The sequence below is a fragment of the Microbacterium sp. SD291 genome, assembly GCF_017355365.1.
Classification (GTDB): domain Bacteria; phylum Actinomycetota; class Actinomycetes; order Actinomycetales; family Microbacteriaceae; genus Microbacterium.
This window is the reverse complement of sequence record NZ_JADIJR010000027.1, coordinates 1-12,895: the sequence shown is the minus strand read 5'-3', so window position 1 is coordinate 12,895 and position 12,895 is coordinate 1. Positions and strand designations below refer to the sequence as shown.

General features: G+C 69.7%; 14 protein-coding genes. 3 read left to right on the top strand and 11 right to left on the bottom strand.

All coding sequences use genetic code 11. The features are described from left to right. Nucleotides 1-75 precede the first annotated feature (75 nt). From IPV10_RS13410 to IPV10_RS13395, 4 genes are read right to left on the bottom strand one after another with little or no spacing between them, the layout of a single operon-like run. Nucleotides 76-978: a carbohydrate ABC transporter permease gene (locus tag IPV10_RS13410; protein WP_207484658.1), complete on the bottom strand. Its 903-nt coding sequence runs from the start codon at nt 976-978 to the stop codon at nt 76-78. Beyond that, a complete protein-coding gene (locus IPV10_RS13405; protein ID WP_207484656.1) occupies nt 975-1,922 on the bottom strand; it encodes a carbohydrate ABC transporter permease in 948 nt (315 codons plus the stop codon). The genes IPV10_RS13410 and IPV10_RS13405 overlap by 4 nt, the downstream gene beginning before the upstream one ends. Nucleotides 1,923-1,925: 3 nt before the next feature. Continuing rightward, nucleotides 1,926-3,236 (bottom strand): sugar ABC transporter substrate-binding protein, encoded by a 1,311-nt coding sequence (locus IPV10_RS13400; protein WP_207484655.1) that lies wholly within the window; start codon nt 3,234-3,236, stop codon nt 1,926-1,928. Nucleotides 3,237-3,272: 36 nt separating this feature from the next. Next, nucleotides 3,273-4,508: an aminotransferase class V-fold PLP-dependent enzyme gene (locus IPV10_RS13395; protein ID WP_207484653.1), complete on the bottom strand. Its 1,236-nt coding sequence runs from the start codon at nt 4,506-4,508 to the stop codon at nt 3,273-3,275. Nucleotides 4,509-4,672: 164 nt separating this feature from the next. Here IPV10_RS13395 and IPV10_RS13390 point away from each other — a divergent pair, with 164 nt between their 5' ends. Further along, entirely contained in the window at nt 4,673-5,380 is a 708-nt protein-coding gene (locus tag IPV10_RS13390; RefSeq protein WP_207484652.1) for a FadR/GntR family transcriptional regulator, read from the top strand. A 15-nt stretch (nt 5,381-5,395) separates the two neighbouring features. Here the strand turns inward: IPV10_RS13390 and IPV10_RS13385 are convergent, their stop codons facing one another. Genes IPV10_RS13385 through IPV10_RS13365 form a run of 5 tightly spaced genes read right to left on the bottom strand, consistent with a single transcriptional unit; the run spans nt 5,396 to nt 9,233 of the window. Continuing rightward, a complete protein-coding gene (locus IPV10_RS13385; protein WP_207484650.1) occupies nt 5,396-5,905 on the bottom strand; it encodes a glycine cleavage system protein R in 510 nt (169 codons plus the stop codon). Nucleotides 5,906-5,937: 32 nt separating this feature from the next. After that, nucleotides 5,938-6,996: a PLP-dependent cysteine synthase family protein gene (locus tag IPV10_RS13380; RefSeq protein WP_207484649.1), complete on the bottom strand. Its 1,059-nt coding sequence runs from the start codon at nt 6,994-6,996 to the stop codon at nt 5,938-5,940. Nucleotides 6,997-7,018: 22 nt separating this feature from the next. Further along, nucleotides 7,019-7,831, bottom strand: coding sequence for a GntR family transcriptional regulator (locus IPV10_RS13375; protein WP_207484647.1), 813 nt, complete (start codon nt 7,829-7,831; stop codon nt 7,019-7,021). Between the two features lies 1 nt (nt 7,832). Then, the gene (gene rbsD / locus IPV10_RS13370) at nt 7,833-8,237 is read right to left on the bottom strand and encodes a D-ribose pyranase (RefSeq protein ID WP_207484646.1); all 405 of its coding nucleotides are present in this window, start codon (nt 8,235-8,237) and stop codon (nt 7,833-7,835) included. Nucleotides 8,238-8,246: 9 nt separating this feature from the next. After that, nucleotides 8,247-9,233, bottom strand: coding sequence for a ribokinase (locus IPV10_RS13365; protein WP_207484644.1), 987 nt, complete (start codon nt 9,231-9,233; stop codon nt 8,247-8,249). 126 nt (nt 9,234-9,359) lie between these two features. Here IPV10_RS13365 and IPV10_RS13360 point away from each other — a divergent pair, with 126 nt between their 5' ends. Then, nucleotides 9,360-10,022 (top strand): transaldolase family protein, encoded by a 663-nt coding sequence (locus IPV10_RS13360; RefSeq protein WP_207484642.1) that lies wholly within the window; start codon nt 9,360-9,362, stop codon nt 10,020-10,022. 46 nt (nt 10,023-10,068) lie between these two features. On the opposite strand, the gene IPV10_RS13355 is transcribed toward IPV10_RS13360, so the two are convergent. Further along, the gene (locus IPV10_RS13355; protein ID WP_207484640.1) at nt 10,069-10,746 is read right to left on the bottom strand and encodes a FadR/GntR family transcriptional regulator; all 678 of its coding nucleotides are present in this window, start codon (nt 10,744-10,746) and stop codon (nt 10,069-10,071) included. Nucleotides 10,747-10,792: 46 nt separating this feature from the next. Between IPV10_RS13355 and IPV10_RS13350 the strand changes: the two genes are divergently transcribed. Beyond that, entirely contained in the window at nt 10,793-11,692 is a 900-nt protein-coding gene (locus IPV10_RS13350) for an amidohydrolase (protein WP_207484638.1), read from the top strand. 135 nt (nt 11,693-11,827) lie between these two features. On the opposite strand, the gene IPV10_RS13345 is transcribed toward IPV10_RS13350, so the two are convergent. Beyond that, nucleotides 11,828-12,748 (bottom strand): hypothetical protein, encoded by a 921-nt coding sequence (locus tag IPV10_RS13345; RefSeq protein WP_207484636.1) that lies wholly within the window; start codon nt 12,746-12,748, stop codon nt 11,828-11,830. Between the last annotated feature and the right edge of the window lie 147 nt (nt 12,749-12,895).

The window sequence follows — 12,895 nt, the reverse complement described above, 5'->3', positions numbered from 1 at the left end:
ACGACGCCCCTCCTGAGTGACGTATCTCAGGAGGGGCGTCGGCGGTCTGATGGGGCGTCGGCGGGGCGGGGAAACCTACTCCTTCACGGCGCCGGCGGTCAGGCCCTGCACGATCCAGCGGCTCGCGAGCGCGAACATCGCCATGGTCGGCAGGATCGTCAAGACCGCCGCGGCGCTCATCGAGCCCCAGTCGATGTTGAACGTCGAGATGAACCCGTTCAGCGCCGACGGCACCGTGCGGTTCGCGTCGGTGTTCATCAGCACCACCGACAGGAACAGCTCGTTCCAGCAGTTCACGAAGTTGAAGATGAACGCGGCGATGATGCCCGGCGTCATCACCGGCACGAGCACCCGGAACAGGGCGCCGAGCCGCGAGCATCCGTCGATCATCGCCGCCTCTTCGAGCGCGTCGGGGACGTTCTCGAAGAAGCCGCGCAGCATGACCGTGGAGAACGGGATGCAGATCGCGATGTACACGAGGATCAGCCCCGGCTTGGTGTCGACGAGCCCCAGGTCGGTCATCATCGAGTACAACGGCCCGAGCGCGATGAACGCGGGGATCATCTGCGTGAGCAGGAACGCGATCAGCACCGTGCCCTTGCCGCGGAACTCGAACCGGGCGAGCACGTACGCGCTCAGCAGCGCGATCAGCGTCGCGACCCCGCCGCCGATGATCGCCACCAGCGCCGAGTTGCCGAGGAAGACCCCGAACGAGCTCTTCTCGAACAGGCTGACGTAGTTCTCGAACGACGGCTCGCTCGGCCAGTACTCGATGGGGAACCTGTTGATCGTCCCAGGCGACTTGATCGACGTCAGCGCGATCCAGTACAGCGGGAACAGCGTGATCACGAGCCACAGCGCGAGGCCGACGACGCGGATGACGCCGCCGACGGTGACCCGCGGCTTCGGGCGAGGGGCGGATGCCGGGTTCGGCACGGTGAGACGCCGGGTCTCGGTCGTGGTCTCGGTGACGGTCATCGCTGCACCCTCCGCATCGCCATCAGGTAGAACGCGCAGAACACGAACAGGAATGCGACGACGATCAGGCCGATCGCGCTCGCGATGCCGTAGTTGCCCTGCTGCGTGTAGTTGATCATCCACGTGGTGATGATGTGGGTCTGGTTCGCCGGGCCGCCGTTCGTCATCGCGTAGATGACGTCGGGGAAGTTGAAGATCCAGATCACCCGCAGCAGCACCGTGAGCAGGAGCGTCATCGAGATGTACGGGATGATGATCGAGAACAGCTGCCTGACCTTGCCGGCGCCGTCGATGCTCGCGGCCTCCAGCATCTCGTCCGGGACGGACTGGAGTGCGGCGAGGATCATGATCGCGAAGAACGTCACGCCGTACCAGATGTTGGCGACGATCACCGCGAACATCGCCAGCTTCGGGTCGGCCAGCCACGGCAGCGGGGCGTCGATGAGACCGGCCTTCATGAGCAGGTCGTTGACGACGCCGAACTCGGCGTTGAACATCCAGCGGAACAGCATCCCGATCAGGAAGCCGGACACGGCCCACGGGAAGAACACGAGCGCTTGGTACAGGCCCCGGAAGCGGAAGCGCTTGCGCAGCGCGAGTGCGATCAGGAACCCGATCACCAGCTGCGGCACGAGCGAGCCGACCACCCAGAGCACCGAGTTCCAGGCGACGGTCGGGAACGCCGGGTCGCGGAACACCGCGAGGAAGTTGTCGAACCCGACGAACGGCGTCGACGTGAGGTCCCACAGGTTCCAGTCGTGGAACGCCATGCGAGCGCCCTGCAGCATCGGCCAGTACGTGAACCAGCACACGAACACGATCGCCGGCACCATGAACGCGAAGAGCGTCAGCGCGTGGCGGCCGCGGAACGGGCGGCGGCGGGCGGGCGGGGAGGCTCCGCCGGCGGTGCCGGCGGAGCCTCCCTCACGAAGTGCGGATGCCACGGGTCAGCCCTTCTCCGCGGCGTACTTCTCCGTCCAGAAGGCGTCCCACGACTTCAGCAGGTCTCTGGAGGACATGTTGCCCAGCAGCACGTTCTGCACATCCTGATCGGCCTTCTGGATCCACTCGGTCCACCAGCTCACACCACGCGGCTGGCGCACGTTGACGTAGGTCTCCGGGTCCTCCGTCATCGTGACGTAGCTCGTCCACGGTCCGGATGAGTAGAACTCGTCGTCAGCGGCCTCGGTGATGATCGGCACGAGGCTGTTCGCCTGCGCGAACTCGGTGGCGGGCTCGGCCGAGGAGAGGAACTCCACGAGCTTCACTGCCGCGTCCTTGTTCTCGCTGGTCTCGGCGACGCCCCAGCCGGCGACTGCCAGCGGCTGCGCGGCCTTGCCCGAGGGCCCGACCAGGAGAGGTGCGGTGTCCCACTGGTCCTCGGTGAGCGAGGAATCCTGCACCGTGGCGATGACCTCCGGGTCCTGCAGCAGGAACGCCGTGGTGCCGTTCGTGAAGCCCGCCACCATCTCGGGGTAGCCCCACGAGACGGCCGAAGGCGGAGAGGCCTTCTCGAACAGGGCGAAGTAGTCGTCGACGGCATCCTGCGCCTCTGGAGCCGCGAAGATCGTCGAGCCGTCCTCCATCAGGAAGGCGTCGTCGACGTCGAGGCCGTCGATCGTGTACGCCTCGATCGCCGCCACGACGTTGCTGTTGGCGTTCTGGCCGCCGCGGAACGCGTACCCGTAGATGTTGTTCGACGGGTCCTGGATAGCGGATGCCTGCTCGAGGAGGTCTTCCCAGCTGTGCGGGGGACCGTCGAAGCCGGCCGCATCGACGAGGTCGGTGCGGTAGAACAGCGACAGGCCGTAGAAGCCGTAGGGCACGAAGTAGCTCTTGCCGTCGTCGGCGACCGACGCGGACTTCGCGTTGTCGGTGAGGGCGTCCCAGCCGTCCCACTTCTCCAGATCGGCGGAGAGGTCGTACAGCCAGCCGTTGTTCGCGAACGGGCCGACCGTGATGTCGCGGACCTCGAGCACGTCGACGCCCTTGCCGGACTGCAGCATCTGCTGGATCTTCTGGTCGGCCTGCTCGGTCGGCGGGGAGACGAGATTGACCTTGATCTTCGGGTTCTCCGCCTCGAAGTCGTCGAGCAGCCCGCGGATCAGCTCGGTGCGGGCGGGGTTGGTCAGGCTCTCGACCATCTGCAGGGTGACGGTGCCGTCGGAGGACGCTCCGCCTCCGGGCGTGCAGCCGGTGAGCGCCAGGACGGCGACGGTGCCGATTCCTGCTGCGGTCGTCAAGATCTTGTTCTTCACGAGATGCCTCTCTCTTGGGTTGGGTGTTCGGGTCGGTCAGGAGATGACAAGGGGTGCGGCCGAGCGGATGCCGGCGCGCTGGAGGATCTGCGGGATGCAGCGCTCCACGAAGGCATCGATGTCGGATGCCTCGGTGTACAGGTGGACGGAGAGCCGGAAGTAGCCGATGCCGCGGAAGCTGGTGAACGCGGTCTCCACCGCGGTCTCGTCGAGCAGCTCCATGCGCAGCGCGTCGGCCTCCTTCCGGGTGGCGCCGAGGCCGAGGGGCAGCCTGATCAGGCGCATGGAGGGCACCGGCGACGGGAGCGGCGTGAGCGGGTCCTCGTCCCCGTAGGGGCGGAGCGCCTCGGCGATCGCCTCGGCACCGGCATCCGCCATCCGGTCCATCGCCTCGCGGGCGGCGGCCCAGCCGAACTCGCTCTCGACGAAGTCGATCGCGGCCGGGGTGCTCAGATACGTGGTCGCGTCGATCGTGCCCTGGGTGTCGAACCTCGTCGGATACGGCTCGTTCGCGGCCCAGGAGTCGATGAGCGGCCACAGCTCGTCGCGATCCTCGGCCTGGGTCACCAGGAGCGCCGAGCCGCGCGGGGCGCACGGCCACTTGTGCAGATTGCCGAACCACCAGTCGCCGCCTGCAGCCGCTGCCGCGTCGACGATGAGGCCGGGGGCGTGCGCGCCGTCGACGAGCGTGCGCACGCCTCGGGCGGCGGCGATGTCGGAGATGCGCCGGGTCGGCAGCAGCCGTGCGGTGGGGGAGGTGATCTGGTCGACGACGATGAGCCGCGTGCGGTCGGTGATCGCATCGGCGAAGCGCTGGACGACCTCGTCGTCGGAGGCGAGCAGGGGCAGGGCGACGGTGCGCACCGCGGCGCCGAACCGGCGCCCGAGCCGCTCGGCCCCCATCGTCACCGCACCGTAGCCGTGGTCGGTGACGAGGATCTCGTCGCCGCTCTCGAGCCGCAGCGCGTTGTAGACCACAGTCGCCGCGGCCGAGGCGTTGGGCACGAAGACGCTGTCGTCAGCGTGGGCGCCGACGAACGGCGCGGTGCGCTCGCGCGCCAGCCGCACCCGCTCGCCGAGGCGCGGGAACCACTCGACCGGGCTGAGGTCGGCCTGCCGGCGCTGCTCGTCCTGGTGCGTGACGACCGCGGTGGGGACAGCGCCGAACGACCCGTGGTTGAGGTGGACCACGGCCGGATCCAGCGGCCACGCGTCCCGTGCGCGGGCGCCGGAGGTCAGCGTGAGCGGTGCGGGGAAGGAAGCAGCGGGCATCGGTCCTCATCGGGAAGTCGGGCGAGTTGTTGCACAACTTTGCCATACGGGTTCCCATTACGCCATAAATAACGGAGAATTGCCTCAAGTTGTTATACGAATATGCGAGATGGTCGACATCCGACAGACTCGCAGGAGAGTTGGGGGCGTCGGGGAGGATGACGATGAGCGCGTTGGACACGGCGCTTCACGGGCTGCGGACGCTGATCGCCGACGGCGCGCTGCGCCCGGGGGATCGGCTGCCGAGCGAGGGCGAGCTGTGCGAACGGCTCGGGGTGTCGCGCGGTTCGCTGCGTGAGGCGATCCGGATGCTCGCGGCCCTCGGCGTGCTGGAGACCCGCCACGGCTCCGGCAGCTACGTCGGCGAGCTCCGTGCGGCCGACCTGATCGGGAGTCTCTCGCTGACCGTGGGACTGCTGCCCATGGCCGGCGTGCTCGAGCTCACCGAGCTCCGGCGCATCCTGGAGCCGCACGCGGCGGCGCTCGCCGCGGCGCGCATGGATCAGGACACAGTGGACAGGCTCGCGCTCCTGCTCGACGAGATCGAGGCGAGCGACGACTTCGAGAAGCACTCGCGTCTCGACCACCAGTTCCACATGACGATCTCCGAGGTCGCCGGGAACGACGCGCTCACGAGCCTGATCAACGTGCTGAGGTCGCGGTCGCGCGCCTACCGGATCCCCGATGCGCACGATGCCGCCGAGCTGAAGACGCATTCCGACGAGGGGCACCGGGCGATCCTGCGCGGCCTCGCGGCGGCCGATCCCGTCGCCGCATCCGCGGCGGCATCCGCCCACGTGGCGTACACCGAGTACTGGGTGCGCCGGTACTCGGACGCGGAGGCGCCGAACGGCGAGGCAGTCGCCCGCTGACGCGTACGCGCCGATTCAGCGCAGGCTGATGTCCACCTGGATCTCGGTGGCGAGGCGCTCGAGGTCGGCGCGCAGGTCGTCGAGGTCGACGGATGCCGGGACCTTCGCCGTGACCGACGCCTCGAACAGGCGCCCTCCGGCCATCGCGGCATCCCGGGTCTCGGTGGTGAGCTCCTCGATGCTCAGGGCATGCGCGTTCAGGGCTGCGGACACCTCGCGGACGATGCCGGGGCGGTCGTTGCCCAGCACCTGGATCGACAACAGTCGCTCGCTGGCGGCATCCGCTTCCTCCGAGCCGGTGAGGACCGAGACGGTCAGCAGCCCCTCGAGCCCGCGCAGCGCCGCCTGGAACTCCCGCGCGCGATCCGGGGCGACGGACACCTCGATCACGCCGGCGAACGTGCCGGCGAGCTCGGACAGACGGCTGTTCTCCCAGTTGCCGCCGTGCGCATCGACGACATCGGCGACCGCGGCGACGAGGCCCGGCCGGTCAGCACCCGCGACAGTGAGGATGAGAGTGGTCATGCCGACAGCGTACCCAGGTCTCGCATGCGCGGTCACTCCACCCAGTCGCCGGTCTCCAGGAACCGGTCGAGGCGCGCGCGGTGCGGGGCGAGGTCCCAGCCCTGCCCGGCGACCCAGTCGTCGGAGTAGTAGGTGCCGGCGTAGCGGGCGCCGCCGTCGCAGATCAGCGTGACGACGCTGCCGGTCTCGCCTGCGGCCCGCATCCGGGCGATCAGCTGGAACGCGCCGTACAGGTTCGTGCCCGTGGAGCCGCCCGCCCAGTGCAGGGTGCGCTCCTTCAGCAGGCGGATGGCGGCGATCGAGCCGGCGTCCGGGATCTGCAGCATCTCGTGGATCACGCTCGGCACGAACGACGGCTCGACTCGCGGCCTGCCGATGCCCTCGATGCGGCTCGGCCGGCCGGCCGGAGCATCCGTCGTCCCCGCCCAGCCGTCGTAGAACGCCGAGCCTTCGGGATCGACGACCGCGATCCGGGTGTCGTGCCGCCGGTACTTGACGTACCGGCCGAAGGTCGCGCTGGTGCCGCCGGTGCCGGCGCCCACGACGATCCAGCGGGGGACCGGATGCCGCTCCTGCGAGAGCTGGCTGAACACGCTCTCGGCGATGTTGTTGTTGCCGCGCCAGTCGGTCGCCCGCTCGGCGTACGTGAACTGGTCGAGGTAGTGCCCGCGGCAGTCCGAGGCCAGCCGCTGCGCCTCGGGTGAGATGTCCGAGGCCGCGTCGACGAAGTGGCAGCGCCCGCCGTAGAACTCGATCAGGTCGATCTTCTCCTGGCTGGTCGAGCGGGGGACGACCGTGATGAACGTCAGTCCCAGCATCCGCGCGAAGTACGCCTCCGACACGGCGGTCGATCCGCTGGAGGACTCCACCAGGACGGTGTCCTCGCGGATGCGGCCGTTGACCAGGCCGTACAGGATCAGCGAGCGCGCGAGGCGGTGCTTGAGGGAGCCGGTCGGATGCACCGACTCGTCCTTCAGGTACAGATCGATGCCCCACTCCGTCGGCAGCGGGAACAGGTGCAGATGCGTGTCGGCGCTGCGGTTCGCGTCGGCTTCCAGCAGGGCGATCGCGGTGCTGGTCCAGTCGCTCATGGAGTCGAGACTACCGGGGTGCTCAGCCGGCGGTGCCTGCGCGGGAAGTGGCGCCGTCGCCGCCGACATGCAGCAGCGACGCCTGCGACTGCTCCTGCTGCAGCTGGAACTCGAAGCGCGAGCGGTCGCCGCGGTGATGCGCCACGAAGTACTCGATCGGCGTTCCGGACGCGTCGCGGCTCACGCTGCGCAGCCGCAGCAGCGCCGACCCCGCACTCACGCCGAGATGCTGCGCCTGCTCGTGCGTGGCGACCGTCGCCTCGGCCGAGCGCACTCCGTGCGTCGCCACGAAGCCCTGCTGCGCGAGCAGCCGGTACAGCGAGGCCTCGGCGAGATCCGCGCCCAGCGTGACCCGGCCGACCTGCTCCGGCATCCAGGTGGTCGAGAGTGACCACGGTTCGCCGTCGACGTGACGGAGGCGATCGAGCACCACGACGGGCGAACCGGCCTCGACCTCCAGCGCTGCCGCGATCTCGTCGTCGGCGTCGATGAGCTCATGTCGCAGCACATCGCTGTGGACGTGCCCGCCGCGGCGCTCCACGTCGTCGTATAGCCCGACCAGGGTGTGCACGAGGTGCTCGCTGGTGCGAGGCCGCGACACGAAGGTGCCCTTGCCCTTGACCCGCTCGACGAGGCCCTCGTGCTCGAGCTGCGCGAGCGCCTGCCGCACGACCGTGCGGGAGATGCCGTACCGCTCGCAGAGCCGGTGCTCGCCGGGCAGCGGGTCGCCCGGCTGCAGTCCGTCTCTGGCGATGCCGTCGACGATCAGCCGGCGCAGCTGGTCGTACATCGGGGCCGCGGAGCGGCGGTCGATGGCATCCGTGGTCTCGCTCATGTCAGTACGCCACCCCGGCATGCAGGATCACGTTCGCGTACGGGGTGAACTCGCCGGAGCGCACGAACGCCCTCGCGCCGTGTGTGAGCTTCTTGAACTCGACGTGCGGCACCAGCTCGATCTCGAAGCCCATCCCGGCGAAGCGCTCGCGGAGCGCCGCGAGGACCTCTGGGCTCTTCTCGGCGACCTCGGCTGAGACCGTGGCGCCCTCGACGACCAGCTCGGCGAGCACGGTGTCGAGCACGTCGAGGAACGCCGGCGCACCAGGACGGTACGCCAGGTCGATCCGCTCGGACCCCGGCGGGATGGGGAGCCCGGCGTCGGTCACGACGAGCAGGTCGGTGTGCCCGGTCTCGCTGATGACCCGGGAGAGCGCCGGGTTGATCGTCGTCGCGGTCTTGCGCATGGGTGCTCCTCAGCGGGCGTCTCGTTGGGCTTCTCGTTCGGCTTCTCGTTCGGCTTCTCGTTCGGACAGGAAGGCGTCGACCTCCGCGCGCAGCGGCAGGCTCGGCGACGCGCCCTGCCTGGTCACGGCGAGGGCGCCGGCCGCGGTCGCGAGACGAACGGCATCCGTCAGCGATCCGCCGTTCGCGAGTGCCGCGCCGAGGTAGCCCGCGTAGGCGTCGCCCGCGGCGGTGGTGTCGACGGCTTCGACAGGGAACGGCGGGACGACGGTTGCTCCGTCGGCGGTCACGACGCAGGAGCCCTGTCCTGCGAGCGTGATCACGGCGGCGCCGACGCCCCGGTCGAGGAACCAGCGTCCGGCCTGCTCCGCCGTTGCGGCATCCGTCACCTCGACTCCGCTGATGAGCGTGGCCTCGGTCTCGTTCGGGGTGACGATGTCGATGCTGCGCCACAGGTCGTCGGGCAGCGGTGCCGCGGGCGCCGGGTCGAGGATCACGGTCATCCCGTGCTCGCGGGCGCGCGCGGTGATGTGCGCGGTGAGGCTCGACGGCGTCTCGAGCTGGGTGAGCAGGACGGATGTCGTCGGCGCCAGCGCCGCGAGCGCCGTGTCGACCTGCTCGGCACTGAGCGCGGCGTTGGCGAGCGGCACCATCACGATGTCGTTCTGCGCGGAGGCGTCGACGCGGATGTGGGCGATGCCGGTGGGCCCCGGCACGGTACGCAGGTGGGTGAGGTCGACGCCGGCCTCGGACAGCCCGTTCACGACGAGGTCGTGGAAGAGGTCGTCGCCCACGCACCCGACGAAGCTCGTGCGAGCGCCGGAGCGGCCTGCGGCCACGGCCTGGTTCGCGCCCTTGCCGCCGAGCATGAGGGTGAACTCGTCGCCGAGGATCGTCTCACCTCGGGCGGGCAGCCGCTCCGAGAAGGTCGTCACGTCGGCCGTGACGCTGCCGACGATGACCACGCCGCTGCGGTCCGGGAGGGTGGCGGGTGTCATGGCGCTCCTGCTGGTCGTCGACGGCGTCCGTCTCTCGGGCCCCGGACTTCTTTGACATCCTCCGTGGCTGTCATTACATTAGCCGAATCACAGCCTGTAACGACAGGTTGTCCCCGAGGAGATCCGATGACTGCGCTCGCCCCCCGTCTCTATGTCGACAGCGCCGATGTCGAACGCGTCTCCGCGCTCCTCGAGGCCGGTGTCGTGCACGGCGTGACCACCAACCCCACGATCCTCGAGCGCGGCGGGCGGACGGCCGGGGAGATCCCGGAGCTCTACGCCCGCTGGCAGAGCGAGGGTGCGAGGGAGATCTTCTTCCAGACCTGGGGTGCGGACACGGCGTCGTTCCTCCGCAACGCGGAGGGGATCCTCACCCTCGGTGACCGCGTCGCGGTGAAGGTTCCGGCGACGCGCGACGGGTTCGCGGCGGCATCCGCTCTGGTCCGCGACGGGGCGACGGTGCTCGTGACGGCCGTGTACTCGGTCGCTCAGGCGCTCGCCTGCGCGAGCATCGGCGCGCAGTACATCGCGCCCTATCTCGGGCGGATGCGGGATGCCGGCATCGACGGCGACGCCGTGATCGCCGAGATGCAGGCGGTCTGCGCCGGCAGCGACTCGAACGTGCTCGCCGCGAGCCTCCGCTCACCCGACGACATCACCGGCCTGCGTCTGGCGGGCGTCCCGTACTTCACGGCCGCGCCGGACGTGATCGAGCAGATGCTGTTCCACGACGTGAGTGAGAGCTCGGCGGCCGAGTTCGACGCGACGATGGTGCGGCTCGGAGCCTGACGGCTTGGCGCGCTCGTCTTGACAGGCGGCTGCCGGCAGTGGCGGATCAGGCGGATGCCGCCTGCCGCAGCCAGCGCTCGACGCCGGCGATGTGCGCGGTGGCGAGCGAGGTCGCGAGGGCGGGATCGTGGCGCGCGATGGCCTCGGCGATCGCCCGGTGCTCGGAGAGCGTGCGCTCGACGGCACCGCCTTCCGTGACGCCGCGCCACACCCGCGCGCGGACCGTCTGGCTGCTCAGGTGCTCGATGAGGCTGGCGAGGTAGGCGTTGCCCGCCATCCGGACGATCTCGCGGTGGAAGCGGATGTCGTGCTCGACGAGCTCCTCGATGCTCACCGACGCGTCGACCCCGTCGACCTCGCGCTCGAGCGCCGCGATCTCCTCTTCGCCGCCTAGGGTCGCGGCGAGGCCGGTCGCCTGGGATTCCAGCATTCGCCGTACCGCGAAGATCTCCAGCATCGAGTCGTCGTCGTGCATGTCGACGACGAACGAGATCGCCTCCAGCAGCAGGTGCGGCTCGAGGCTCGTGACGTATGTGCCGTCGCCGCGGCGCACGTCGAGCACCCGGATGACCTCCAGGGCCTTCACGGCCTCGCGCATCGAGCTGCGCGACAGTCCGAGTCGCTCTGCCAGTTCCTTCTCCGGGGGGAGGCGGTCGCCGGGGGCGAGCTCGCCCGCCACGATCATCGCCTTGATCTTCTCGATCGCCTCGTCAGTCACAGCCATGGCGTCATCCTAGTCATTGATCGGATGTCTGGGGCAGGATGGTGACATGCGCGTTCTCGATTCACACCTGCACCTCTGGGATCCCGAAGTCCTCGAGTACACCTGGCTGGAGGGCCCGCTGGCGTATGCCTTCGCCGATCTCGAGCTCGAGCATGCGCGCATCGACGGCGTGCGGGACGAGGCGGCGGTGTTCGTGCAGGCGGAATGCGTCGAGCGGCAGCACCTCGACGAGGTCCGCTGGGTGGAGTCGATCGCTCCGCAGGCCGGCGTCCGCGCGATCGTAGCGGGCGCCCGTCTCGATCGCGGAGCCGCCACCACGGCACATCTCGACGCCCTCGCCGCGAGCCGGTTCGTGGTGGGGGTCCGGCACATCCTGCAGGGCGAGCAGGACGGGTTCGCCGTCTCGTCGGCGTTCGTCGCCGGCGCGCGCGAGGTCGCGGCCCGCGGATGGAGCTTCGACATCTGCATCCGCGACCGGCAGCTGCCGGAGGCGGCGCGGCTCGCGCAGGCCGTCCCGGAGCTGCGCATGGTGCTCGATCACCTCGGGAAGCCGGTCGTCGGAACGGCGGGGTCGCCGCAGGCTCCTTCGGCCGGATGGGTGTCGGATCTGCACGCCCTGGCGCGGCATCCGCAGGTCTTCTGCAAGTTGTCTGGCCTGCCCTCCGAAGCGGGAGGCGACTGGAGCGCGGCGCAGGTCCAGCCCTTCCTCGACGCCGCAGCCGACGCATTCGGCGCCGACCGGCTGATGTGGGGGAGCGACTGGCCGGTGTCGGCGATCGGCCCGGCGGAGGCCGGGGACCCGCATGCCCCGGCCGACGGCTCGCCGACCTACCAGTACACGGCTCGCGATCGCTGGGCGAGGGTCGTCGCCGACTGGGCGACCGCACGCGGCTTCGACGTGGACGCCATCATGTGGCGCAACGCCGCGGAGTTCTACCGGGTCTGAGTCGGTTGCCTGCTCCCGCTTCGCTCCCGTCGCGAAAAGGCTCGCTATGGCGGCGGAATGGCGAGCATTTTCGCGACGGGAGCGGGTGTCAGGCCGGGTCAAGCGCGGCAGCGCGGGAGGGGAGGCCAACCGGGGTCAGTGGCGCAGGGTGGCGCGGACGCGGGCGACCAGCTTGTCGGGGGCGCCGAGGAGCGCGGCGGTGACCTCGATCACGTTCCAGCCGGCGGCGCGCAGGGCGGCGATCCGCTCGACGTCCGCGGCGTAGTTTCGGCTGTGCATCACGCTCTGATACTCGATCGCGACCTTGCGCGCCGGATAGGCGAGATCCACGCATCCGAGGAAACGACCGTCGTCGTCGAAGACGTCGTGATTCAGTTCGGGCTCCGGGAGGCCCGCGAAGACGAGGTGGCATCGCACCACTGATTCGCGAGGCGACCAGGAATCCTCACGTACGAGTTCGATCGCCTCACGCAGGCGGCGGATGCCGACGCGACGACCCTTGTCGATGGCCTTCTGGAGTTCGATCCGCGTGCTGATCGGCGGCGCCTCCGCATTCGGCCGGCCGGGACCCGGCCGCCAGACTCGGCAGAAGTAGTCACCGAGGGCGACGAGGTCCGTGAGCGCGAGCGCGCCGAGGCTCGCCCATGTGCACGCAGCGGTCGTGGTCAGCATCCCGTCGATCATCGCGATCTCGGTCGTCTGCGCTCTGGCGCGATGCGCGGTCACCCCGGCGGTTCGGACCAGCGGAGAGGCGCCGAGCGTGCTCACATGGACCGGCAGCTCTGAGCCGTGGGCGATCCGGTCACGGACTCGCTCGCCGGTGTCGTCGGCGATCCAGGCCAACGGAAGCGGCGCGAGCCACAGCGCGGCGGCTGATTCGTGCGAGAAGAACTGGCCGGGGCTCAGACGCGGCGCATAGATCCTGATGCGGCGCTGGCGATGGAGCGCCTGCCGTTCGTACGGGTCATCGGGGTCGCCGGCATCCGCTTCCCTGATGGTGCGCAGACCGTGAAACGGCCGCTCCAGATCGCCGCGCCCGAGCCGTCCGCGACTCACGCCGGACTCTTGCGCGGACGAGACGCGGAACGCAGCACCGAGATGCAGAGGCAGAGGCCTGGAGGCTTTCATCGCTGCACTCTGCCACGCTCCCGCCCCGCGTGCCGCGAGTTGTCCACAGCTCGCTCCCGTCGCGAAAAGGCTCGC